The following is a 22,443-nucleotide window of genomic DNA, read 5'->3' as shown; positions in this document are numbered from 1 at the left end:
AGTCCAGAATAGAAAGACTTTTACGGGCGGCCCGCTTTAGGGGCGGATCGTCGCGGCGGCAAGTGCGGCTTGGCTGGACAAATGCCGTGCCTTTGTTCATCGGCCTGTCGGGGCTGGCCCGGCGCGGGCTGGCGAATGGACGAATGACTGAAGGGGTATGGATTGATGGGCAGGCGCAAGCTGGTGGTCGGCAACTGGAAGATGAACGGCCTGCGTTCACAGCTGCCCGAAGTCGAAGCGATCGGCGCGCTGGCGGCTGAGCGTCCGGTGGCCGAGGTGGGGCTGTGCCTGCCCGCGACGCTGATCGCGGCGGCCGATCAGGTGAAGGGCGGCGCCTTTGTCGGCGCGCAGGACTGTCACATGAACGATAGCGGCGCGCATACAGGCTGCCTGTCGGCGGCGATGCTGGCCGAAGCAGGCGCGAGCTGGACGATCGTTGGCCATAGCGAACGGCGGCAGGATCAGGGCGAAACGGACGCCGATGTCGCGGCCAAGGCGCTCGCGGCTAAGGCTGCGGGTCTGAAGGTCATCCTGTGCGTCGGCGAAAGCCTTGAGGTGCGAGACGCTGGCGGGGCCGAAGGCGTTGTGTCGGCGCAGTTGCTGGCATCGCTGCCGGAAGGCGCGGCGGCGGACTGGCTGGCCATCGCCTATGAGCCGATCTGGGCGATCGGCACCGGGCGAATCCCGACGATGGACGCGGTCGAAACCATGCACAAGGCACTGCGGGCGGCGTTGGCTGGCCGGATCGGCGATGGCGAAGCGGGTGCCATGCGCATCCTCTATGGCGGGTCAATGAATGGCGAGAATGCGGCTGAATTGATGGCGATCGAGGATGTCGATGGTGGGCTTGTGGGTGGCGCGAGCCTGACCGCAGCTAAGTTTGCGCCGGTGATTGCTGCGGCGGGGTAGTAAGCGGAAGGGCTGTTCACTGGCAGCGTTTTTCGACTTCGCTTGAGACGAACGGGGTTAGGGCTGTGTACATTGGCCGCGGGCGTTGGCTCGCTTCGCTCGCACCCACCCCCGGCCCCTCCCTAGAAGGGAGGGGAGATGAAGAGGTGGAGCGGAGACTTAGCCCGGTTGCCCCGGCGGCGCTTCAACGCTATGGGCTCCACAACGCACCCCATTGGGACAGATATTCTCGCATGTTCACCTTCATCCTCGTCGTGCAGGCCATCGTGGCGGCCCTGCTTGTCACCGTCATCCTGATGCAAAAGTCGGAAGGCGGCGGTCTGGGCGTGGGTGGTAGCCCGGCGGGATTGATGTCTGCGCGGGGCGCGGCGGACTTTCTGACGCGGTCGACGACGGTGCTGGCCACCATCTTCGTTCTGCTGTCGGTCGTTCTGGCGGTGATCGCATCGGTGCAGCACGCGCCGAGCGATATCGATACCTCGCTGGTGAAGCAGGCTCCGGCGGCTCCGTCGACCCCTGCGCCTGCCGGTAGTGTCGATCCGTTGGCCGGGGCAGCAGGCGCTGCGAGCAATGGCCAGGCGGCGAATGGCGCGGTTCCGCTCGTCAACTGATCTTTTCGATCACATTTTCGATCTTTTTTTGCTCGCGCGTGGATTCGCGCGCTTGCCCAACTTGTTTGTAAAAGGCTAAGCCTCCTCTCCCATGGCGCGGTATATTTTCATCACCGGCGGCGTGGTCTCCTCGCTTGGCAAGGGCCTTATGGCCGCATCGCTCGCAGCGCTGCTGCAGGCGCGAGGTTTCCGCGTGCGTATCCGGAAGTTCGATCCCTATCTCAACGTCGATCCGGGAACGATGAGCCCGTATCAGCATGGCGAAGTCTATGTGACCGATGACGGGGCGGAAACCGACCTCGACCTTGGCCATTATGAGCGGTTCACCGGGGTTTCGGCGCGCCAGTCGGACAATGTGACGCAGGGCCGCGTCTATCAGACGATCATCCAGCGCGAGCGGCGCGGCGATTATCTGGGCGCGACGGTGCAGGTGATCCCGCACGTCACGGACGAGATCAAGGCCTTCGCAATAGCCGAGTCAGACGATCTGGATTTCGTGCTGTGTGAAATTGGCGGGACGGTCGGCGACATCGAATCGCTGCCGTTCATGGAAGCGATCCGTCAGTTGCATAATGACCTGGGTCGCCGCCAGTCGATCTTCGTCCATGTCACGCTGGTCCCCTATATTGCGGCGGCGGGCGAGCTGAAGACGAAGCCGACGCAGCATAGCGTGCGCGAACTGACGTCGCTGGGCATCCAGCCCGACATTTTGCTGTGCCGTTGCGAACATCCGCTGCCCGACAGCGAACGGGCGAAGATCGCGCTGTTCTGCAACGTCCGCAAGGAAGCGGTGATCCCCGCGCTCGACGCCAGCAGCATCTATGCGGTGCCCGCGCAATATCATGCCGAAGGGCTGGACGAGGAAGTGCTGCGCGCTTTCGGCATCGATGACGCGCCCAAGCCGACGCTCGATCGCTGGATGGACATTATGGACCGCCAGCAGAACCCTGAAGGCGAAGTGACGATCGGCGTCGTCGGCAAATATGTCGGCCTGCCGGACGCCTACAAGTCGCTTTACGAGGCGCTGACCCATGGCGGTTTCGCCAATCGGGTGAAGGTGAAGATCAAGTGGATCGACGCCGAACTGTTCGAGAAGGGCGATGATGTCGCCGCCAGCCTGGAGCCGATGCACGGCATTTTGGTCCCCGGCGGCTTTGGCGTGCGCGGGTCGGAAGGCAAGATCGCGAGCGTTAAGTTCGCTCGCGAACGCAATGTGCCTTTCTTTGGCATCTGCCTTGGCATGCAGATGGCCTGCATCGAAGGTGCGCGGAACACGGCTGGTATCGCCGAGGCGTCCACCACTGAATTTGGCGAGACGTCAGAGCCGGTCGTCGGCCTCATCACCGAATGGATGAGCAGCGAAGGCTTGCAGAAGCGCACGGCCGAGACGGATCTGGGCGGCACGATGCGGCTGGGCGCCTATCCCGCCAAGCTCACCGGCAACAGCGTGGTCGCGGGCATATATGGCACGAGCGAGATCAGCGAGCGGCATCGCCATCGCTATGAAGTTAACGCGGGCTATCGCGAGGCTTTGGAGAAGGGCGGGCTCATCTTCTCGGGCATGTCGCCGGACGGCACGCTGCCGGAGATTGTCGAGCGGCCGGATCATCCGTGGTTCGTTGGGGTGCAGTTCCATCCGGAGCTGAAGTCCAAGCCGTTTGATCCGCACCCGCTGTTTGCGAGCTTTATCGAGGCTGCGGTCAAGCAGAGCCGGTTGGTTTGACGGCTGCGGATTCGGGCTGCGGCGGTTAGAGGGAGGCGGCTTTTCCCCGGACCTGATCCGGGGGCCGCTTGCCCGCCCCAAGCGAGGAAGCGGCTTCCGGTTCTATTATGTCGCGGCGGAGGCCAAATCGGCATGGACCGCGCCCGGTAGCCCGATAGCAAAGTCGAAGACTGACAGATTGTTGATCAGCCCAGTCACTCGAAGCTGTTGTGAGGGCAGGATAAAGCCGATCGTTCCAGCGGCGCCCATCCAACCGAACAAGCCCTTAAGCCCGCCATGGTTGGCAATGCAGCCGCCTGCGCCAAAGCCGACCACCCCAGGTATGCCGACATAGTCCCGCATGTTTACGCCCGGCGGCAGGAGGTTGGAGGTTCCAACTGCCACAGCGGCAGGTGGAAGGACATGTGCTTTGCCCAAGCTTCCATTGTTGGTCAGCATGGTCAGAAAACGGTCGTAATCATGGGCCGATGATATGAGACCGCCACCGCCTGAAGGAAATGCGGGCTTGTCGAGGAAGATTGAAGTCGGACCTGGATCGACTGCGGCCAAATTGGCGCCTCTGCCGCTATAGTTTGTGATAAGGCGCGCCTTCTTACCGGCGGGCACATCGAAGAATGTGTTTTTCATGCCCAGCGGTGCGAAGAACCGCCGTTCCAGAAACTGATCGAACGGCATGCCTGCCGCCACTTCTATAATGCGGCCCAGTAAGTCCAGCCCCACCGAATAGCTCCAGACTGTGCCGGGGTCCGACATTAGGGGAGCAGCCGACAGCCGCTCGGCGAATTCCTTGAGGCTTGCTACTGGGGGGTGCTCCAGCCGGTCAGCGCGGCTGCGCAAGTTCTGGCTCAGACCCAGCCTCTGATATTCGGCTTTGAGCGGCCCCTTCATGTTGAGTCCGCCGCCAAAACCGGCGGTGTGGGTCAAGAGATGGCGTATCGTCATGACAGAGGCAGCGGGACGGCTCTCGAGGCTTTGGCCAGGGTTGGTCAGGACGCGCATATTCGCAAAGCCGGGGATGAAGTCGGCAACCGGCTGATCGAGCTTCATCCGGCCTTCAGCGATCAGCAGCATCACCGCCATGCCGGTGATCGGCTTGGTCATTGAATAGACGCGGAAGAGCGTGTGCTCGTCCACGGCGTGCGGATCATCCAGGGCGATGGTGCCGCTGCTGATATAGGTTGGCCGATCAGTTCCGTGTCCGATCGCCACGATGGCGCCGGGCGCGGCCCGTCCCCCGATCACGCCATTCACCATTCCGCGAACCGCCGCGAAGCGATCGGCTTTACGCGCGCGTCCCGCCGAGGCGCTCATCAGGCCGAGGCAGGCTGCTCCCTTCAACAGGTCGCGCCGTAGGAACATCGCATCTGGCATGGTTGTCCTCCCCCCTCATTATCGCTCGCAACGGTGTAAATATTGTATGAGCTGGGTCAATGATCGAGATATGGGCGCGCGAGCGATCGGCCGAAGCTGGCTAACCCGCTGGCGTCAGTTTCAACAGTCGGGCCTGCGATCCCCGGCCGCCATCCTCCAGCAGCCAGAGCGCACCGTCGGGGCCTTGATCCACTTCCCGAATCCTTGCGCCCATGTCCCATTGGTCGGCTTTTGACGCATTCTCACCGTCCAGTTTTACGCGCACCAGTGACTTGCTGGACAGGCCGCCGATGAAGAGCGAATTTTTCCACTGCGGGAAGAGATCGCCCGAATAATAGAGCAGCCCGGCGGGTGAGATGACGGGATTCCACCAGAGTTTCGGCGGCTCGAAGCCATCATGCGGGCTGTGGTCGGGGATCGGCTTACCATTATAATGGTCGCCGTTTGACGCCTTGGAATAGCCATAGTTGAGGGCGGGTTTGATGAGGTTGAGCTCGTCGCCGCCCTTGGGTCCCATTTCCTGTTCCCATAGCCGACCGTCTTTGTCGAAGGCGATTCCGAGCAGGTTGCGGTGGCCATAGGACCAGACAGCAGGATGGAATCCCTTGGCCGCGAGGGGATTGCCCGCCGCCGGGGTGCCGTCGAGATTGAGGCGTAGCACCTTGCCCAGCGTGGCCTTGGGGTCTTGGGCTGGGTCGAACTTCTGGCGCTCGCCATTGGTGAAGAAGAGGTGGCGACCATCGGGGGAGAAGGCGATGCGACCGGAATAATGGCCGTTGCCTTCGACATAGGGGGTGGCGCGGAAGATGGTTTTTACGCCGTCGAGCCTTGTCGTCCCGTCGCTGGCCTGGTTGAAGATGCCCGTGGCGAGCGCGACGCCCTTGCCGCCAGGGCCGCTTTCCGAGAAGCTGAAATAGACCTTCCTGTTCTGGGCGAACTGGGGATGAAGCACGACATCCATCAGCGCGCCTTGGCCCGCGCTATCGACTTTCGGAATGCCGCTGATCGGAATCTTTGTTCCGTTCTTGGGGTCGAAGAGGATCATCTCGCCCGCCTTCTCCGTGATCAGCGCGCGGCCATCCGGCAGGAAGGTCATGGCCCAGGGCGAATCGAAATCCGCGATGATAGAGGTTTTGAAGGGCTTTTCGGATGTCGTGACATTCTGGCTCTCGGCATCGTCGGGCGAGCAGGCCGTGAGGGCCAAGAGGACGGTGGTGATGAGGCTGCGGTTCATCCAAGTCTCCGTTCGGGCTGAGCTTGTCGAAGCCCCTCCCTTCTTGAAGAAAAGTAGAGCCGTTGGCTATCGCCGCCCTTCGGGTCGACAAGCTCAGGGCGAACGGAAATCTCTATAATCCCTGCTGACGAATAATGTTGCAGCTTTCGCTCCTGCCCCCTATATCGCCCTTGCTTCCTTACATCGTCAAACATGTTGGGGTCGCAGGCGGAACGCTTGCGGCGGCGGGAGCGCACATATTCTGTTGGAGACTGCATGGCGGACATCGCCGAACTGATCGCGCTGATTGAACCGGAGGTGAAGGCCTTGGGGTTTGACCTTGTGCGCGTGAAGCTGTTCGGGTCCGGCGACGAATATACGTTGCAGGTCATGGCGGAGAATCCCGCGACCAAGCAGCTCGTCATTGAGGATTGCGCCACCATCTCGCGGCGCCTGTCCGACGTGCTGGATGAGGTTGATCCGATCGAGGAAGCCTATCGGCTGGAGGTCAGCTCGCCGGGTATCGATCGGCCGCTGACCCGTCTCCACGACTTCATGGAATGGGCCGGGCATGAGGCGAAGGTCGCCACGACTGAAACCGTCGAAGGCCGCAAGAGCTTCCGCGGCATCCTGAAGGGTGTCGAGGGCGATGATGTCCAGTTCCAGGATAACAAGGCCGGGGATGTCTCCATCCCCTTCGCGCTGGTCGGCGATGCCAAGCTGATACTGACCGACGCACTCATTTCTGCTAGCATGCCGCTCTCCTCCGATGGGGCGGACGAGTTCGAAACCGAAGAGTAAGGGTTCACGACCATGGCCAACGCCATTTCCGCCAACAAGGCCGAGTTGCTCGCGATCGCGAACAGCGTCGCCACCGAGAAGATGATCGACAAGGCGATCGTCATCGAGGCGATGGAAGATGCGATCCAGCGCGCCGCCCGCGCGCGCTACGGTGCGGAAAATGACATCCGCGCCAAGCTGGACCCCGACAGCGGCGACCTGCGCTTGTGGCGCGTCGTCGAGGTGGTCGAGGCGGTTGACGACTATTTCAAGCAGGTTGACCTGAAGCAGGCGCAGAAGCTGAAGAAGGACGCTGTTGTCGGGGACTTCATCGTCGATCCGCTGCCCCCGATCGATCTCGGCCGCATCGATGCTCAGTCCGCGAAGCAGGTGATCTTCCAGAAGGTCCGCGACGCTGAGCGCGAGCGTCAACATGAGGAGTTCAAGGACCGCGTGGGTGAGATCATCACCGGCGTCGTGAAGTCGGTCGAATTCGGCCATGTCGTGGTGAACCTTGGCCGCGCCGAGGGCGTGATCCGCCGTGACCAGCAGATCCCGCGCGAAGTCGTCCGCGTCGGTGATCGCATCCGCTCGGTGATACTGAACGTGCGTCGCGAAAATCGCGGGCCGCAGATTTTCCTGTCCCGCGCGCATCCCGAGTTCATGAAGAAGCTCTTCGCGCAGGAAGTGCCCGAAATCTACGACGGCGTCATCACCATCATGGCCGCCGCCCGCGATCCGGGCTCGCGCGCCAAGATCGGCGTCATCAGCCGCGATTCGAGCATCGATCCTGTCGGCGCCTGCGTCGGCATGAAGGGTAGCCGCGTGCAGGCCGTCGTGCAGGAAATGCAGGGCGAGAAGATCGACATCATCCCCTGGTCGGAAGATACGGCGACCTTCGTCGTCAACGCGCTCCAGCCCGCACAAGTCGCCCGCGTCGTCATTGACGAGGAAGAGGAGCGCATCGAAGTCGTCGTTCCCGACGATCAACTGTCGCTCGCCATCGGCCGTCGGGGCCAGAATGTCCGTCTCGCTTCACAGCTGACCGGCAAGGCCATCGACATCATGACCGAAGCCGACGCGTCCGAAAAGCGCCAGAAGGAATTCGTCGCCCGATCCGAACTGTTCCAGAACGAACTGGACGTGGACGAGACGCTGTCGCAGTTGCTGGTCGCCGAAGGCTTTGGTGAGCTGGAAGAAGTCGCCTATGTCGGCGTCGATGAACTGGCGGCGATCGAAGGGTTTGACGAGGATCTGGCCGCCGAGCTTCAGAGCCGCGCTCAGGAAGCGTTGGACCGCCGCGAAGCTGCCGCCCGTGAGGAACGTCAGGCACTGGGCGTCGAGGATGCGCTGGCCGACATGCCGCACCTCACCGAAGCGATGCTGGTGACGCTGGGCAAGGCGGGCGTGAAGACGCTCGATGACCTGGCCGACCTCGCCACCGACGAACTCGTCGCGAAGAAGCGCGTGGACCAGCGCCGCCGCCGTGAGAATAAGGACGAGGATAAGGGCGGGATTCTCGCCGAATATGGCCTCAGTGAAGAGCAGGGCAATGAGATCATCATGGCCGCCCGTGCGCACTGGTTCGAAGGCGAGGAAGCTTAAGCGCTCCATGCCCTTCGTCGATATCCGTCTGGCTGGAAACGCCACCCGTGAGCAGAAGGCAGCGATCGTTGCCGACGTCACTCAGTCGCTCGTCGAGCGGCTGGGGAAACCGGCGTCTGCCGTGCAGGTGGTGATTTCCGAAATCTCGACGGAGAATTATGGGTCGGGCGGACAGCTGATTGCTGATCGCGCGGCTGCCTCCAACCCTGGGGAGGACGCCAATGCCGCGGTCACTTCCCGATGAGAGGCTGACGCCAACATCTAGCGCTGCCCTATCAATCCCCCCTCCCGCAAGCGGGAGGGGCAGGGGGTGGGCACGATTGCGTAGCAATCGCCAGAAAGCTTGGTACGCAGGCATAGGAACGCGCTTCGCACGACCCATTCTTGCCCAGAGTCACGCGCCTCGTGGCGGTCCATCCTTTAACGGGAGGGGCTAAAGTCATGACTGAGCGTAAATGCATCCTCTCAGGCGATCGCGCCGACCCGGATACACTGATCCGCCTCGCCGTCGGTCCAGAAGGTCAAGTGCTGCCCGACATCCGAGCCAAGGCTCCGGGCCGTGGCGCGTGGATTGGCATTCCGCGCGCTGAGCTTGAGCAGGCGCTTGCCAAGGGTAAGCTGAAGGGTGCACTCGCGCGCGCCTTCAAGACCGGCGACTTGCAGATTCCCGACAATCTTCCCGCCCTGATCGAAGATGGCCTGCGCAAGGCTTTGCTGGATCGCCTGGGGCTGGAGGCGAAGGCGTCCATGGTCCTCACCGGCTCGGAAAAGATCGATGTCGCCTGCCGTCAGGCCAAGGTTCAACTGCTGCTCCACGCCGGTGATGCTGCGGCGGACGGCAATCGAAAACTCGATCAGGCGCTGCGCGTCGGACAAGAGGCGGAAGGCACCGAATTGGCGGGCGTCGTCTTGCCTGTGGACCGACAGGCCCTATCTATGGCAATGGGGCGGGACAATGTCGTCCATATCGCAGTGACCGACTCGCGTGCCGCGTCGCGTCTGCGTACGGCCATCGGCCGCTTGGAAAGCTATCTGGGTTGCGCTACCGAGGCGCCCGTGCATGGGGAGCATGACTCCGCCGGTGCGCTGGGCGCCTGAGGCCGCACATGAATAAGGCGCCGACGGGCCTTGCCGGTCGGATGTAAGTGAAGGGTACAGTTCAGTCGTATGAGTGACAGCAAGGAAGACAAGCCGGTTCTGGGCCGCAAGCCGCTGGGCATCAAGCGGACCGTTGAATCCGGCCAGGTGCAGCAGCAGTTCAGCCATGGCCGCAAGAATACGGTCGTGGTTGAGGTGAAGCGGCGCCGCATTCTGGGTAAGCCGGGCGAAGCCGGTGCGCCTGCGGCTGCGCCTCAGGCTGATCCCGCCCCGGCGCCCGCCGCAGCGGCCCCCGCGCCTCAGCCGCAGGCGCGCGCGCCGCAACCCGCCGCTCCCGCGCGCCCCGCTCCGCCGCAGAGCCTGATGTCGCGTCAGGAATTGCAGGCGAAGCTGCTGCGCGAGGCGGAAGAAGCCCGCATGACCGCGCTGGAAGATGCGCGCCGCCGCGAAGACGCCCAGCGGAATGCCGCGAGCGAGGATGAAAAGCGTCGCGCCGAGGAAAATCGTCTGGCTGCGGAAGCTGCTGAGGCCGAAGCCGCGCGCCGTGCCGAAGAAGAAGTCAAGGCCGCCGAGCAGCAGCCCGAGCCAGAGCCCGAGGCTCCCGCCGCGCCTGTCGCTGAGGAAAGCTCCGAAGCGCGTCCCGCTGCCGCTCCGGCCGCGACCACTTCGGCTGCGCCGCCGCCGCGCCGCTTCACACCTGTTACCCCGATCAAGCGTCCCGAACCGGCCAAGCCGGATCGGGCCAAGCGTGCGGGCGAGGACAATCGCCGCCAGTCGGGCAAGCTGACTGTCACCCGTGCGCTCGCGGACGATGATAGCGCTCGTGCCCGCTCGCTCGCCGCATTGAAGCGTGCCCGCGAAAAGGAACGTCGCGCCCATTATGCCGGTGGCGCGCAGCAACGTGAAAAGCAGGTCCGCGATGTCGTGGTGCCCGAAAGCATCACGGTTCAGGAGCTCGCCAACCGCATGGCCGAAAAGGGCGCGGACCTGGTGAAGGCCCTGTTCAAGATGGGCACTGCCGTCACGCTCAACCAGCCGATCGATCAGGATACGGCGGAACTGCTGGTCGAGGAATTCGGCCACCGCATCCAGCGCGTATCCGATGCCGACGTTGAAATCGGCATTGAAGGCGAAGTCGATGCGGCAGAGACGCTGAAGCCGCGCGCGCCGGTCGTGACGATCATGGGCCATGTCGATCATGGTAAGACATCGTTGCTCGACGCGCTGCGCGGGACCGATGTGGTCGCGGGCGAAAGCGGCGGCATCACCCAGCATATCGGCGCCTATCAGGTGACGACCAAGGGTGGCGACGTCATCACTTTCCTCGACACGCCGGGCCACGAAGCTTTCTCGGAAATGCGCGCGCGTGGTGCGAACGTCACCGACATCGTCATCCTGGTGGTGGCGGCCGATGACGGGCTGATGCCGCAGACGATCGAGGCGATCAACCACACCAAGGCGTCGGGCGTTCCGATGATCGTTGCGATCAACAAGTGCGACAAGCCGGAAGCCAATCCGCAGAAGGTGCGCGAGCGCTTGCTGAGTGAAGAGATTGTCGTCGAGGATATGGGCGGCGACGTTCAGGATGTGGAGGTTTCGGCGCTCAAGAAGACCGGCCTTGACGAACTGATCGAGAAGATCCTGCTTCAGGCCGAAGTCATGGAACTGGGCGCCAACCCCGATCGCGCTGCCGAAGGCAATGTGATCGAGGCGCAGCTCGACAAGGGCCGTGGCGCGGTCGCTACCGTGCTGGTTCGCAAGGGTACGCTGAAGGTTGGTGACACGTTCGTCATCGGCGCCGAAAGCGGCAAGGTGCGCGCTCTGATCAACGACAAGGGTCAGAATGTGAAGGTCGCAGGGCCATCGACCCCGGTCGAGGTGCTGGGGCTTTCCGGTGTGCCTCTGGCGGGTGATCAGCTGACCGTTGTCGAAAACGAAGCTCGCGCTCGCGAAGTTGCTGCCTATCGTCAGGAACAGGCGACCAAGAAGCGCACCACCAGTGCCCCGACCAGCTTTGAACATATGTTCTCGGCACTCAACACGACCGTCATCGAATATCCGGTGGTGGTGAAGGGCGACGTGCAGGGTTCGGTCGAAGCGATCGTTAGCTCGCTCAACCGCATCTCGACCGACGAGATCAAGGTCCGCATCCTGCATTCGGGCGTGGGCGCGATCACCGAAAGCGACGTCACGCTGGCCGCCGCCAGCCGCGCGCCGCTGATCGGCTTCAACGTTCGTCCGAATGCCAAGGCGCGTCAGCTGGCGGAGCGCGAGAAGATTTCGCTGCGCTATTATGACGTGATTTACGACCTTCTTGAAGAAGTTCGCGGCGAAATGGCGGGTCAGCTGGCCCCCGAACGCATCGAAACCATCGTCGGCCGTGCCGAGGTGCTTCAGGTGTTCCCGGCGGGCAAGAAGGACAAGGCGGCTGGTCTGCTCGTCCTCGACGGCATCATCCGCAAGGGGCTCAATGCGCGCCTCACCCGCGACGATGTCATCGTGTCGCGCACGAACATCGCTTCGCTTCGCCGCTTCAAGGACGACGTATCCGAAGTGCGGGCGGGCATGGAGTGCGGTGCGGTGTTGCAGGACACGAACGACATCAAGGCTGGCGATACGCTGGAACTGTTCGAGGTCGAGGAACGCGCCCGGACGTTGTGATCCGATAAAGCCCCCCTCCCGCGAGCGGGAGGGGTCAGGGGTGGGCGCGAGCAACGCGAGCGTCCGACCTGGCTCCTGAGCGATTGCTAACGCAATCGCACCCACCCCTGGTTCGGGTAAACAGCGCCCCGCGCTGTTTAGGTCAAGCCGGGGGCTTGACCGACCCGAAACACCCTCCCGCCTGCGGGAGGGGGGAGATTTAGGCTAATGGCCCAACAACCCGAAGGCCCCTCCGTCCGCCTCCTCCGCGTGGGTGAACAGGTGCGCCATGTCTTGTCCGACATTCTCCAGCGCGGTGACGTGCATGATGATGTGCTGGCCAAGCATGTCGTCAGCGTCACCGAGGTTCGCATGTCGCCTGACCTGCGGCACGCCACGGTGTTCATAAAGTCGCTATTGGGTCAGGATGAGGAGGCGGTGCTGAAGGCGCTGCGCACCAACACCGCCTATCTCCAGCGCGAGGTGGCTCACCGCATCCGCCTGAAATATGCGGCCAAGCTCAAATTCCTGGCGGACGAGAGCTTTGACGAAGGTAGCCATATCGACAAGCTGCTGCGTGATCCCAAAGTCGCGCAGGATCTTGAACAGCCGGATGATGAGGGCTGACGCGCTGCGTTGATCCGATGCACGGCTGGATCATCCTCGATAAACCGCACGGACTTGGCTCGACGCAGGCGGTCAGCGCGGTCAAGCGCGCCCTTCGCCAAAGTGGTGCTGGCAAGTGGAAGGTTGGCCATGGGGGCACGCTCGATCCGCTCGCTACCGGCGTGCTGCCGATCGCAGTGGGCGAAGCGACGAAGCTCGCCGGGCGGATGCTCGACAGCGATAAGATCTACGACTTCACGATAGCATTTGGCGCACAGACGGACACGCTGGACCTCGAAGGAAAGGTGATCGCGGAGAGAGACGTGCTGCCTACGCTCGTGGAAGTGGAGGCGGTGCTGCCCCGCTTTACTGGCCCGATCGAACAGGCGCCGCCCGCCTATTCAGCAATCCTCATCGATGGGCAAAGAGCCTATGATCTTGCGCGCGCTGGGCAGGATGTTGAGATGAAGACGCGCAATGTGACTATATCCTCTCTCCGGATACGGGGAGAGGATAGCGAAGCTTGCTCGCAAAGCGGGCTAGCGCAGCTTGGAGAGGGGCAGGGTGCGCCAAACCCCTCCCCAACTCCGGCTAGGCAGCACGCTGCCAAGCCTGCGTATCCTCTCCCCCTCCCGGGAGAGAGGATCAGCCAAGTCACCCTGCGCGCCCATGTCTCCAAGGGCACCTATATTCGCTCGCTCGCCCGCGACATCGCGATCGCCCTCGGCACGGTCGGCCATGTCACCATGCTCCGCCGGGTTAAGGCAGGCCCGTTCACCCTCGAATCCGCTATTTCACTGGACAAATTGGACGAAGCTGCTAGGGGCGGCGGCTTCGGTGGTCTAATGCTGCCGTTGACCGCAGGGCTGGACGACATCCCGGCTCTCGCAGTCTCTCCCGACGATGCGCTGGCTCTCCGACAGGGGAAGGTGCTCGTGGGGAAACCGCATACCGGTCTCATGCTGGCGATGGAGGGCGACACGCCCGTCGCGCTGGTGGAGGCCAGTGGCCCTGAGATCAGGGTGGTGCGCGGCTTCAATCTCTAGATGTTATGAAAGGAAGCCGATGTCGATTACTGCAGAGCGCAAGGAAGCGCTGATCAAGGAACATGCCCGCGCCGAAGGCGATACCGGCTCGCCGGAAGTCCAGGTTGCGATCCTTTCGGAGCGCATTTCGAACCTGACCGAGCATTTCAAGGGTCACCACAAGGATAACCACAGCCGTCGCGGCCTGCTGATGCTGGTCAACAAGCGCCGTTCGCTGCTGGACTATCTGAAGAAAAAGGATGGGGCGCGGTATACCGACCTCATCGCAAAGCTGGGCCTGCGCAAGTAAGCCTGCTAAAGAAGGAGCGGCCCCCGCGCGGGGCCGTTTCCGATTCCGGGGCTCCTGCAATTCGGCAGGATGTTCCGACCAAGGGGCCAGACGATGCTCCGAAACCGCTGCGGGCCGGTTTAGCCCGCATCACAGGCCCCGCCCGGCAATAGGGCCAGGCGGGCGAAGGAAAATATTATGTTCGATGTAAAGAAGGTATCAATCGAGCTGGGCGGAAAGACCCTCACGCTCGAAACTGGCCGTATTGCGCGTCAGGCTGACGCCGCCGTGCTGGCAACCTATGGCGAGACCGTGGTGCTGTGCGCCGTGACCGCCGCCAAGTCGGTGAAGGAAGGACAGGACTTCTTCCCGCTGACCGTCCATTATCAGGAAAAATATTCCGCAGCCGGCCGCATCCCCGGCGGCTTCTTCAAGCGTGAGCGCGGCGCGACCGAAAAGGAAACGCTGACCAGCCGCCTGATCGACCGTCCGATCCGCCCGCTCTTCCCCGAAGGTTTCTACAACGAAATCAACGTCATCGCCCAGGTGCTGTCGTTCGATGGCGAGAGCGAGCCCGATATCGTCGCGATGATCGCCGCTTCGGCTGCGCTGACCCTGTCGGGCGTGCCCTTCATGGGTCCGATCGGCGCCGCGCGTGTCGGTTACAAGGATGGCGAATATCAGCTGAACCCGTCGATGGACGAGGTGAAGACCGGCGAACTCGACCTGGTCGTCGCCGCCACCGGCAACGCCGTGATGATGGTCGAATCCGAAGCCAAGGAGCTTTCGGAAGACGTGATGCTCGGCGCCGTCCTGTTCGCCCATGAAGCGAGCAAGAAGGTCGTCGACGCGATCATCCAGCTGGCTGAAAAGGCCGCGAAGGATCCGTGGGAAGTCGCCAAGGGCGAAGATCTGGATGACCTGAAGAAGAAGCTCAAGAAGCTGATCGGCAAGGACATCACGGCCGCCTACAAGCTGACCGACAAGTCCGCGCGCTCCAACGCGATCAACGAAGCCCGCGCCAAGGCGAAGGCATTCTTCGCTGAGGAAGGTCTCGACGCCCAGACCGTCATGGCCGGCATCAAGCTGACCAAGAAGCTGGAATCGGAAATCGTCCGTGGCGCCATCATCAAGGATGGCAAGCGCATCGACGGCCGCACCACCACGCAGATCCGTCCGATCGAAGCGATGGTCGGCTTCCTGCCGCGCACCCATGGTTCGGCGCTGTTCACCCGCGGTGAAACGCAGGCGATCTGCACCACCACGCTCGGCACCAAGGACGCTGAGCAGATGATCGACGGTTTGAATGGCGTCTATTATGAAAACTTCATGCTGCACTATAACTTCCCGCCCTATTCGGTCGGTGAAGTCGGCCGCTTCGGCGCGCCGGGGCGCCGTGAAGTTGGCCATGGCAAGCTGGCATGGCGTGCGCTGCACCCCGTGCTGCCCAGCAAGGACGAGTTCCCCTACACCATCCGCGTTCTGTCGGACATCACCGAGTCCAACGGCTCGTCGTCGATGGCGACGGTCTGCGGCGGTTCGCTGTCGATGATGGATGCGGGCGTTCCGCTGAAGCGTCCGGTGTCGGGCATCGCCATGGGCCTGATCCTCGACGGCAAGGACTTCGCAGTCCTGTCCGACATCCTGGGCGACGAAGATCATCTGGGCGACATGGACTTCAAGGTGGCGGGCACGGAAGCGGGCATCACCACCATGCAGATGGACATCAAGGTTGCCGGCATCACGCAGGAAATCTTCGAAGTCGCCCTGCGTCAGGCGAAGGAAGGCCGCGCCCACATCCTGGGTGAGATGAACAAGGCCCTGTCCTCGACCCGCACCGAGCTGTCGGCGCATGCCCCGCGCATCGAGACGATCCAGATCGACAAGTCGAAGATCCGTGACGTCATCGGCACGGGCGGCAAGGTCATCCGCGAGATCGTCGCGGAAACCGGCGCGAAGGTCGATATCGACGACGAGGGCATCATCAAGATCAGCTCGTCCGACATCGACCAGATCGAAGCCGCCAAGAAGTGGATCCTCGGCATCGTCGAGGAAGCGGAAGTCGGCAAGATCTACAACGGCAAGGTCGTCAACATCGTCGATTTCGGTGCGTTCGTGAACTTCATGGGTGGCAAGGACGGCCTCGTCCATGTGTCCGAAATGAAGAATGAGCGCGTCGAGAAGCCGACCGACGTCGTGTCGGAAGGTCAGGAAGTGAAGGTCAAGGTCCTCGAGATCGATCCGCGCGGCAAGGTTCGCCTGTCGATGCGCGTCGTCGATCAGGAAACCGGCGAAGAGCTGGAGGACACCCGTCCTGCCCGCGAACCGCGCGAGCCCCGTGGTGATCGTGGCGATCGGGGCCGTGGCCCGCGCCGTGATGGCGGCGACCGTGGCGGCCGTGGTGGTGATCGCGGTGGCGATCGCGGCCCGCGTCGTGACCGTGGCCCCCGCAGCGAAGGCCGGGGTGGCGATGACGATGGCTCCAACGCAGGCCTGCCCGACTTCCTGACCCAGGACTGATTGGTTCCAGACCATTAGTTTAAGCGAAATGAGAAGGGCGCCCCCACCGGGCGCCCTTTTTCGTTGGAGGCCGAATTATTTGATCTCAATCAATTGGAGATGGCCGAACTTCTGTTACTGTACGGCGCAATTTCAGGGGGATTAGATGCAGCGTACCAATGAAAGGTTCGTCGAGCGCCTTCCTCTTGTGCTTCGACGGCCGTTATATGCTTATGTCGTCTCGGCGCTGTTTTGCGGTGTCGCTTTTGTCCTTAGGCTGACGGCGCAAGGTTTCCTGCCGATCGGCTATCCTTTCGTATCCTTCTTTCCGGCTGTCATCCTTTCGACCTTTTTATTCGGGCTGCGTCCCGGGATATTTGCGGGAATAATTTGCGGGATACTGTCCTGGTATTTCTTCATTCCGGCGGGTTCGGGCGGCAGCCTTGATAGCGGCGTCATCCTCGCCCTTATTTTCTATGCGGTCGTGATCGGCATCGACATTGCACTGATTCATCTGATGCAGCGGGCCAATTTCAATCTTGCCGTGGAACGGGAACGCAGCCGTACGCTGGCGGAAAACCGGGAACTTCTGTTCCACGAATTGCAGCATCGCGTTTCCAACAATTTGCAGGTCGTGGCCGCGATGCTGTCATTGCAGCGGCGCCATGTAGACGATGAGCTGGCGAGCAGGGCGTTGGACGATGCCGCCAGCCGCCTCGCGCTGATTGGTCGGATCAGCCGGGCGTTGTATGATCCGGCAGAGGACGGGCAGGACCTGCATGCCTTTCTGACGCGGCTGACGGCGGATGTGCTGGAGGCGAGCGGGCGGGATGACATTTGCGTTACCGTCAGCGCTCCACCGGGCCTCACGCTGGAATCCCATGTCGCCGTGCCGCTGGCGCTGATCGTGGCGGAGGCGGTGAGCAATGCCATTGAGCATGGCTTGCCCAATCGTGGCGGAACGATTGACGTATCACTGGAGGATTCGAGCGGGACGCTGTCGCTGAAGATCGCTGATGATGGCGATGGCCTCTCTCCCGATTTCGAGATCGAGAAGGGCAATTCCATCGGCCTGCGCATTGCAAGCGCGCTGGCGAGCCAGCTCAGCGGCCAGTTCGGCCTGCACGCGCGGCCGGAAGGCGGCGCCATCGTCCGGTTGGACCTGCCTGCGCAGGCGCGTTGAGAGCCTGAAGCGTCCGCACGCTATTCTGCCGCTTGGCGAGTGCCATTCGCTCCGCTATGACCCGGCCATGCTGACGAAAACCATGACGCGCATTGGCGCTGCTACCGCCCCGGTTCTGCTTGCCGCCTTGCTCGCCGGCTGCGCCACGTCGAAGAACAAGGCCGACACTCAATATGTCGCCCGCGACGTGTCCACGCTTTACAATGCGGGCAAATACCGGCTCGATCGCGGGCAGTATAAGATGGCCGCCGCCCTGTTTGACGAGGTGGAACGCCAGCATCCCTATTCCCCCTGGGCGCGCCGGGCGCAGCTCATGTCCGCGTTCAGCTATTATATGAACAAGGATTATAGTGAATCGATCGCGGCGTCGCAGCGCTTTCTGGCGATTCATACCGGCAACAAGGACGCGCCCTACGCCTATTATCTGATCGCACTCTGCTATTATGAGCAGATCGCCGACGTCACCCGCGACCAGAAGATCACGCAGCAATCGCTGGATTCGCTGGGTGAACTGATCCGCCGCTATCCCGATACCCGTTACGCCGCCGACGCGCGGTTGAAGCTGGACTTGGTCAACGATCACCTCGCGGGCAAGGAGATGGAAGTCGGCCGTTTCTACCAGCGTCGTGGGCAGTGGCTGGCGGCGACGCTGCGCTTCCGCGTGGTCATCGACAAATATCAGACGACCACTCACACGCCCGAGGCGCTGGAGCGTCTGGTCGAAAGCTATCTCTCGCTCGGCATTCCGGAGGAAGCGCAGAAGGCTGCGGCTGTTTTGGGCAAGAACTATCCCGGCTCCAAATGGTATGAGCGTAGCTACAAGCTCATGCGGGAACATGGCGCGAAGGCGTAATTGCCGATTTACCGTCACCCCAGCGGAAGCTGGGGTCTCAGGCCATTGGGCACGACCCGGCGGCACGAGATCCCAGCTTCCGCTGGGATGACGTCTGGAGATCGGCCGCATTGCTGACCAATCTTTCCATCCGCAACGTCGTCCTGATCGAGGCGCTGGACCTGGAGTTCGGCACGGGCCTTGGCGTGCTGACGGGGGAAACGGGCGCGGGCAAGTCTATCCTTCTCGATTCGCTTGGGCTGGCGCTGGGGGCGAGGGCTGACAGCGGCCTCGTCCGCAGCGGAGAGGCGCAGGCGAGCGTCACCGCGACCTTCGATATACCCCGTGCCGATCACAGAGCTGCCGAGCTGCTCGCCAGCAACGGCATCGAAATGGATACGGGCGAACCGCTCATCATCCGCCGCACGCTGAAGGCTGACGGGGGAAGCCGGGCATTTGTCAATGATCAGGCCTGTTCCGCCGCCTTGCTGCGCGACCTGGGCGGCACGCTGGTCGAGATACATGGGCAGCATGACGATCGCGGGCTGCTCAATCCGCGTGGGCATCGTCAGTTGCTGGACGTCTATGGCCGTTGCGACAGCGCGTCGGTGGCATTTGCCCACTCTGCCTGGCGCGCGGCGGCGGATCGGCTGGCGGAAAGCCGCGCGGCGGTCGAGGTGGCAGCGCGGGATCGCGACTATCTGACCCATGCCGTTGAAGAATTGGCGCGTTTTGGCCCCGAACCCGGTGAGGAAGCGGCGCTGGCCGAAGAGCGCGCGACCATGCAAAAGGGCGCGCGGCTGTCCGATGATCTATCGACGGTGACGGATTGCCTCACCGGGTCGGATGGCGGGCTGGCGCAGTTGCGGCAGGCGGCGCGGCGGCTCGACCGCATGGTGGGTGAATATGAACCACTTGCCGAAGTGCTCGCCGCCCTCGACCGGGCGGTGATTGAGGCGGGCGAGGCGGAGGACCGGCTGGCGAAGGCAGCGGATGCGCTCAGCTTTGATCCGGCGCGGTTGGACGCGATCGAAACGCGGCTGTTCGACCTGCGTGGATTGGCGCGCAAGCATCAGGTCGCCGCAGATGACCTTGCTGCGCTGCGCGATGAGATGGCGGTAAAGCTGGCCGCCATCGAGGGTGGAGAGGAGCATATCGCCGCGTTGGAAGCCGCTGTCGCTGCCAGCGCGGCCGCCTATCGCGAGGCGGCACAGACGCTCTCCGCCCAGCGCAAGGATGCCGCCGCGCGGCTCGATGCCGCCGTGGCGGCTGAACTCGCGCCGCTGAAGCTCGACGCCGCGCGCTTCCGCACGACCGTCGCCGCGCTCGATGAAGGGCAGTGGAGCGCGCAGGGCATGGACCGGGTGGAGTTCGAGATTTCCACCAACCCCGGCGCTCCCTTCGCGCCCCTGGTCAAGATCGCATCGGGCGGCGAACTTTCCCGCTTCATCCTCGCGCTCAAGGTCGCGCTGGCGGAGCGGGGCGGGGCGGACACGCTGATCTTTGACGAGATTGACCGGGGCGTCGGCGGCGCGGTGGCGTCGGCGATCGGCGACCGTCTGGCGCGGCTGGCGCGGAGCAACCAGATACTCGTTGTTACCCACAGCCCGCAGGTGGCCGCGCGCGGCGCTGGCCATATGCTGATCGCCAAGGCCAGTGACGGCACCGTAACCCGCACTGGCGTCCATGCGCTGAGCGATGGTGAGCGGCGCGAGGAGATTGCCCGCATGCTCTCCGGCGCGGAGATCACCGCCGAGGCAAGGGCACAGGCGGAGCGGCTGCTGGAAGTCTGAACTGCTACGAGCCAATGATCGGTTCTCGACAAGCCCGCCCTGAACGGGGATGGAGCAGATATGAGTGACTCGATCGACCCGACCCTGATGACTGAAGCGCAAGCCGCCAATCGCCTGATGCGGCTGGCCAGAGAGATTGCGCGGCACAATCGCCTCTACCATGATCAGGATCAGCCCGAGATCACGGACGCCGCCTATGACGCGCTGATCCGCGAAAATAATGCGCTGGAGGCTGCCTATCCGCAGCTCGTCCGCGCGGATTCGCCCAATGCGCAGGTCGGTGCCGCGCCGACTTCGGGGTTGAAGAAGGTCCCGCATGCGGTCCGCATGATGAGCCTCGACAACGGCTTTTCGGACGAGGACATTGCCGAGTTCCTTGCCCGCGTCCGCCGCTTCCTCGCGCTGCCGGATGGCGAGCCCGTCGCGCTGACAGCTGAGCCGAAGATCGACGGCCTGTCCTGTTCGCTCCGCTATGAAAAGGGCGAGCTACGCCTCGCCGCGACCCGTGGCGATGGCATGACGGGCGAGGATGTGACCGCCAATGTGCGCCACATCGGCGATATTCCCGACCGCCTGACCGGCGACGACGTACCCGACCTGTTCGAGGTCCGGGGTGAGGTTTATATGGCGAAGGCGGACTTCGTCGCGCTCAATCAGCGCCTGCTCGCGGAGGCCGATGACCCGGAAAAGGCGCGGCAGTTCGCCAACCCTCGCAACGCTGCGGCGGGATCGCTGCGGCAGAAGGACGCCGCCGTCACCGCCAGCCGCCCGCTGCGATTCCTTGCGCATGGTTGGGGCGAGGCGAGCAGTCTTCCGGCCGAGACGCAGCTTGGCGTCATGCAGGCAATTGCGCGCTGGGGCCTGCCGGTGTCGGACATGCTGACCCGCGTCGATACGCTCGACGCCTTGATTGCACATTATCGGGGCATTGAAGCTGCGCGCGCTGACCTTCCGTTCGACATCGATGGGGTGGTCTACAAGGTCGACCGGCTCGATTGGCAACAGCGGCTGGGCTTTGTTGCCAAGGCGCCGCGCTGGGCCATCGCGCATAAATTCCCGGCGGAACGGGCGCAGACCACCTTGGAGGCGATCGACATTCAGGTTGGTCGGACGGGCAAGCTGACGCCGGTTGGGCGGCTCACCCCCGTGACGGTCGGGGGCGTCGTAGTGTCCAACGTGACGCTGCACAATGCCGACGAGATCGAGCGGCTTGGCGTGCGGCCGGGCGACCGGATAGTGGTGCAGCGTGCGGGCGATGTCATCCCGCAGGTGGTCGACAATCTGACCCGCGACGAAGCGCGTCCCGCTTTCCTCTTCCCCGATCATTGCCCGGTATGCGGGTCGGAGGCCGTGCGCGAAGAGGGCGAAGTCGATATCCGCTGCACCGGCGGGCTGATCTGCGGCGCGCAACGGTTCGAACGGCTCCGCCATTTCGTCAGCCGTGGTGCGCTCGACATTGAGGGGCTGGGCGAGAAGACCATTCAGGAATTTCTCGACCTTGGATGGATCACCGAACCGGCTGACATCTTCCGCCTCAAACAGCATCGCGCCGCGTTGCTCGGACGGGAGGGATGGAAGGAAAAGTCCGTCGATAACCTGTTCGCTGCGATTGAGGCGAAGCGTGCCCCGGACGCCGCGCGCCTGCTTTTCGGCCTTGGCATTCGGCACATTGGCGCGGTCACCGCTCGCGACCTGCTGAAACGCTATACGAGCCTGCCCGGCGTCAGGGCGCTGGCAGAGGACATCATCGCCTTACGCGATGCCACCATCTGCGCCGAGGGTGAGGAGGAAGCACGCTTCCGCAATCGGCTGGACAAGGCGATCGCGGAGATGATCGGCGTTGAAAATGTCGGCTCTGCCGTCGGCCATGCCCTCGCCGACTTCTTCCACGAACCGCATAATCGGGAGGCGTGGGACGACCTGCTGTCCGAAGTGTCGCCGCCTGACTATGTTGTTGAAACCACCGCCAGCGCGGTGACGGGCAAGACGGTGGTCTTCACCGGCAAGCTCGAAACCATGAGCCGGGATGAGGCCAAGGCACAGGCCGAGCGCCTGGGCGCCAAGGCCGCCGGGTCGGTCAGCGCCAAGACGGACCTGGTGGTCGCTGGCCCCGGCGCGGGATCGAAGCTGAAACAGGCGGCGGGCCTGGGGATTCCCGTGATCGACGAAGCCGCTTGGGCCGAAATCGTGAAGGCGGCGGGGTAGGGGCGACGCTCCGTCGGATCTACACTACGTCCGTTCGTTTCGAGCGCAGTCGAGAAACGCT

The 22,443-nt window shown here is 63.2% G+C and carries 18 protein-coding genes; 16 read left to right on the top strand and 2 right to left on the bottom strand.

Translation table 11 applies throughout. The annotated features are described in order from the left end of the window. The first annotated feature begins 165 nt into the window (after window positions 1–165). The 3 genes from tpiA to ACZ5TB_RS06210 all read left to right on the top strand — a co-directional run bounded on the left by tpiA (window position 166) and on the right by ACZ5TB_RS06210 (window position 3,243). Window positions 166–909, top strand: coding sequence for a triose-phosphate isomerase (gene tpiA / locus ACZ5TB_RS06220; RefSeq protein WP_464792404.1), 744 nt, complete (start codon window positions 166–168; stop codon window positions 907–909). Window positions 910–1,142: 233 nt separating this feature from the next. Further along, complete coding sequence (gene secG / locus ACZ5TB_RS06215; RefSeq protein WP_464792403.1) at window positions 1,143–1,520, top strand: preprotein translocase subunit SecG; 378 nt, start codon at window positions 1,143–1,145, stop codon at window positions 1,518–1,520. Window positions 1,521–1,611: 91 nt separating this feature from the next. Beyond that, the gene (locus tag ACZ5TB_RS06210) at window positions 1,612–3,243 is read left to right on the top strand and encodes a CTP synthase (RefSeq protein ID WP_464779817.1); all 1,632 of its coding nucleotides are present in this window, start codon (window positions 1,612–1,614) and stop codon (window positions 3,241–3,243) included. A gap of 105 nt (window positions 3,244–3,348) precedes the next feature. Here ACZ5TB_RS06210 and ACZ5TB_RS06205 read toward each other — a convergent pair whose 3' ends face one another. Both ACZ5TB_RS06205 and ACZ5TB_RS06200 read right to left on the bottom strand, forming a co-directional pair. Further along, window positions 3,349–4,614 (bottom strand): serine hydrolase domain-containing protein, encoded by a 1,266-nt coding sequence (locus ACZ5TB_RS06205; RefSeq protein WP_464792402.1) that lies wholly within the window; start codon window positions 4,612–4,614, stop codon window positions 3,349–3,351. A gap of 100 nt (window positions 4,615–4,714) precedes the next feature. Then, a complete protein-coding gene (locus ACZ5TB_RS06200) occupies window positions 4,715–5,848 on the bottom strand; it encodes a PQQ-dependent sugar dehydrogenase (RefSeq protein WP_464792401.1) in 1,134 nt (377 codons plus the stop codon). Window positions 5,849–6,103: 255 nt separating this feature from the next. Here ACZ5TB_RS06200 and rimP point away from each other — a divergent pair, with 255 nt between their 5' ends. The 13 genes from rimP (at window position 6,104) to ligA (ending at window position 22,382) form a co-directional block, all read left to right on the top strand. Next, entirely contained in the window at window positions 6,104–6,628 is a 525-nt protein-coding gene (rimP, locus tag ACZ5TB_RS06195; RefSeq protein ID WP_464779814.1) for a ribosome maturation protein RimP, read from the top strand. Window positions 6,629–6,640: 12 nt separating this feature from the next. Further along, entirely contained in the window at window positions 6,641–8,212 is a 1,572-nt protein-coding gene (gene nusA, locus ACZ5TB_RS06190; RefSeq protein WP_464779813.1) for a transcription termination factor NusA, read from the top strand. 7 nt (window positions 8,213–8,219) lie between these two features. Next, complete coding sequence (locus ACZ5TB_RS06185; RefSeq protein ID WP_464779812.1) at window positions 8,220–8,456, top strand: tautomerase family protein; 237 nt, start codon at window positions 8,220–8,222, stop codon at window positions 8,454–8,456. Window positions 8,457–8,653: 197 nt separating this feature from the next. Beyond that, window positions 8,654–9,310 carry a DUF448 domain-containing protein gene (locus ACZ5TB_RS06180; protein WP_464792400.1) on the top strand — a complete coding sequence of 219 codons (657 nt, stop codon included), beginning with the start codon at window positions 8,654–8,656 and terminating at the stop codon, window positions 9,308–9,310. Window positions 9,311–9,379: 69 nt separating this feature from the next. Then, complete coding sequence (gene infB, locus ACZ5TB_RS06175) at window positions 9,380–11,971, top strand: translation initiation factor IF-2 (RefSeq protein WP_464792399.1); 2,592 nt, start codon at window positions 9,380–9,382, stop codon at window positions 11,969–11,971. Window positions 11,972–12,178: 207 nt separating this feature from the next. Next, on the top strand, window positions 12,179–12,577 hold the full coding sequence (gene rbfA / locus ACZ5TB_RS06170; RefSeq protein WP_464792398.1) for a 30S ribosome-binding factor RbfA: 399 nt from the start codon (window positions 12,179–12,181) through the stop codon (window positions 12,575–12,577). A 17-nt stretch (window positions 12,578–12,594) separates the two neighbouring features. Next, a complete protein-coding gene (gene truB / locus ACZ5TB_RS06165; RefSeq protein ID WP_464792397.1) occupies window positions 12,595–13,602 on the top strand; it encodes a tRNA pseudouridine(55) synthase TruB in 1,008 nt (335 codons plus the stop codon). A gap of 19 nt (window positions 13,603–13,621) precedes the next feature. Continuing rightward, the gene (gene rpsO / locus ACZ5TB_RS06160; RefSeq protein WP_022681215.1) at window positions 13,622–13,891 is read left to right on the top strand and encodes a 30S ribosomal protein S15; all 270 of its coding nucleotides are present in this window, start codon (window positions 13,622–13,624) and stop codon (window positions 13,889–13,891) included. A 177-nt stretch (window positions 13,892–14,068) separates the two neighbouring features. After that, window positions 14,069–16,390 (top strand): polyribonucleotide nucleotidyltransferase, encoded by a 2,322-nt coding sequence (gene pnp / locus ACZ5TB_RS06155; protein WP_464792396.1) that lies wholly within the window; start codon window positions 14,069–14,071, stop codon window positions 16,388–16,390. A 145-nt stretch (window positions 16,391–16,535) separates the two neighbouring features. Then, window positions 16,536–17,552: a sensor histidine kinase gene (locus tag ACZ5TB_RS06150; protein ID WP_464792395.1), complete on the top strand. Its 1,017-nt coding sequence runs from the start codon at window positions 16,536–16,538 to the stop codon at window positions 17,550–17,552. 67 nt (window positions 17,553–17,619) lie between these two features. Next, window positions 17,620–18,405 carry an outer membrane protein assembly factor BamD gene (locus tag ACZ5TB_RS06145; protein WP_196226413.1) on the top strand — a complete coding sequence of 262 codons (786 nt, stop codon included), beginning with the start codon at window positions 17,620–17,622 and terminating at the stop codon, window positions 18,403–18,405. Between the two features lie 110 nt (window positions 18,406–18,515). Further along, window positions 18,516–20,177, top strand: coding sequence for a DNA repair protein RecN (gene recN / locus ACZ5TB_RS06140; RefSeq protein WP_464792394.1), 1,662 nt, complete (start codon window positions 18,516–18,518; stop codon window positions 20,175–20,177). A gap of 60 nt (window positions 20,178–20,237) precedes the next feature. After that, window positions 20,238–22,382 (top strand): NAD-dependent DNA ligase LigA, encoded by a 2,145-nt coding sequence (gene ligA / locus ACZ5TB_RS06135; protein ID WP_464792393.1) that lies wholly within the window; start codon window positions 20,238–20,240, stop codon window positions 22,380–22,382. Window positions 22,383–22,443 lie beyond the last annotated feature (61 nt).

It is taken from the genome of Sphingobium sp. TomTYG74, from assembly GCF_055393875.1.
This window is presented reverse-complemented; position numbering and strand designations above follow the sequence as displayed.

Bases quoted from the DNA above. Each gene is read 5' to 3' on its own strand.
- tpiA (WP_464792404.1), top strand. From the start codon at position 166: ATGGGCAGGCGCAAGCTGGTGGTCGGCAACTGGAAGATGAACGGCCTG.
- ACZ5TB_RS06180 (WP_464792400.1), top strand. From the start codon at position 8,654: ATGACTGAGCGTAAATGCATCCTCTCAGGCGATCGCGCCGACCCGGAT.
- rpsO (WP_022681215.1), top strand. From the start codon at position 13,622: ATGTCGATTACTGCAGAGCGCAAGGAAGCGCTGATCAAGGAACATGCC.
- ACZ5TB_RS06205 (WP_464792402.1), bottom strand. From the start codon at position 4,614: ATGCCAGATGCGATGTTCCTACGGCGCGACCTGTTGAAGGGAGCAGCC.
- ligA (WP_464792393.1), top strand. From the start codon at position 20,238: ATGAGTGACTCGATCGACCCGACCCTGATGACTGAAGCGCAAGCCGCC.
- ACZ5TB_RS06150 (WP_464792395.1), top strand. From the start codon at position 16,536: ATGCAGCGTACCAATGAAAGGTTCGTCGAGCGCCTTCCTCTTGTGCTT.
- nusA (WP_464779813.1), top strand. From the start codon at position 6,641: ATGGCCAACGCCATTTCCGCCAACAAGGCCGAGTTGCTCGCGATCGCG.
- ACZ5TB_RS06185 (WP_464779812.1), top strand. From the start codon at position 8,220: ATGCCCTTCGTCGATATCCGTCTGGCTGGAAACGCCACCCGTGAGCAG.
- rbfA (WP_464792398.1), top strand. From the start codon at position 12,179: ATGGCCCAACAACCCGAAGGCCCCTCCGTCCGCCTCCTCCGCGTGGGT.
- pnp (WP_464792396.1), top strand. From the start codon at position 14,069: ATGTTCGATGTAAAGAAGGTATCAATCGAGCTGGGCGGAAAGACCCTC.
- infB (WP_464792399.1), top strand. From the start codon at position 9,380: ATGAGTGACAGCAAGGAAGACAAGCCGGTTCTGGGCCGCAAGCCGCTG.
- ACZ5TB_RS06200 (WP_464792401.1), bottom strand. From the start codon at position 5,848: ATGAACCGCAGCCTCATCACCACCGTCCTCTTGGCCCTCACGGCCTGC.
- truB (WP_464792397.1), top strand. From the start codon at position 12,595: ATGCACGGCTGGATCATCCTCGATAAACCGCACGGACTTGGCTCGACG.
- ACZ5TB_RS06210 (WP_464779817.1), top strand. From the start codon at position 1,612: ATGGCGCGGTATATTTTCATCACCGGCGGCGTGGTCTCCTCGCTTGGC.
- rimP (WP_464779814.1), top strand. From the start codon at position 6,104: ATGGCGGACATCGCCGAACTGATCGCGCTGATTGAACCGGAGGTGAAG.
- ACZ5TB_RS06145 (WP_196226413.1), top strand. From the start codon at position 17,620: ATGCTGACGAAAACCATGACGCGCATTGGCGCTGCTACCGCCCCGGTT.
- secG (WP_464792403.1), top strand. From the start codon at position 1,143: ATGTTCACCTTCATCCTCGTCGTGCAGGCCATCGTGGCGGCCCTGCTT.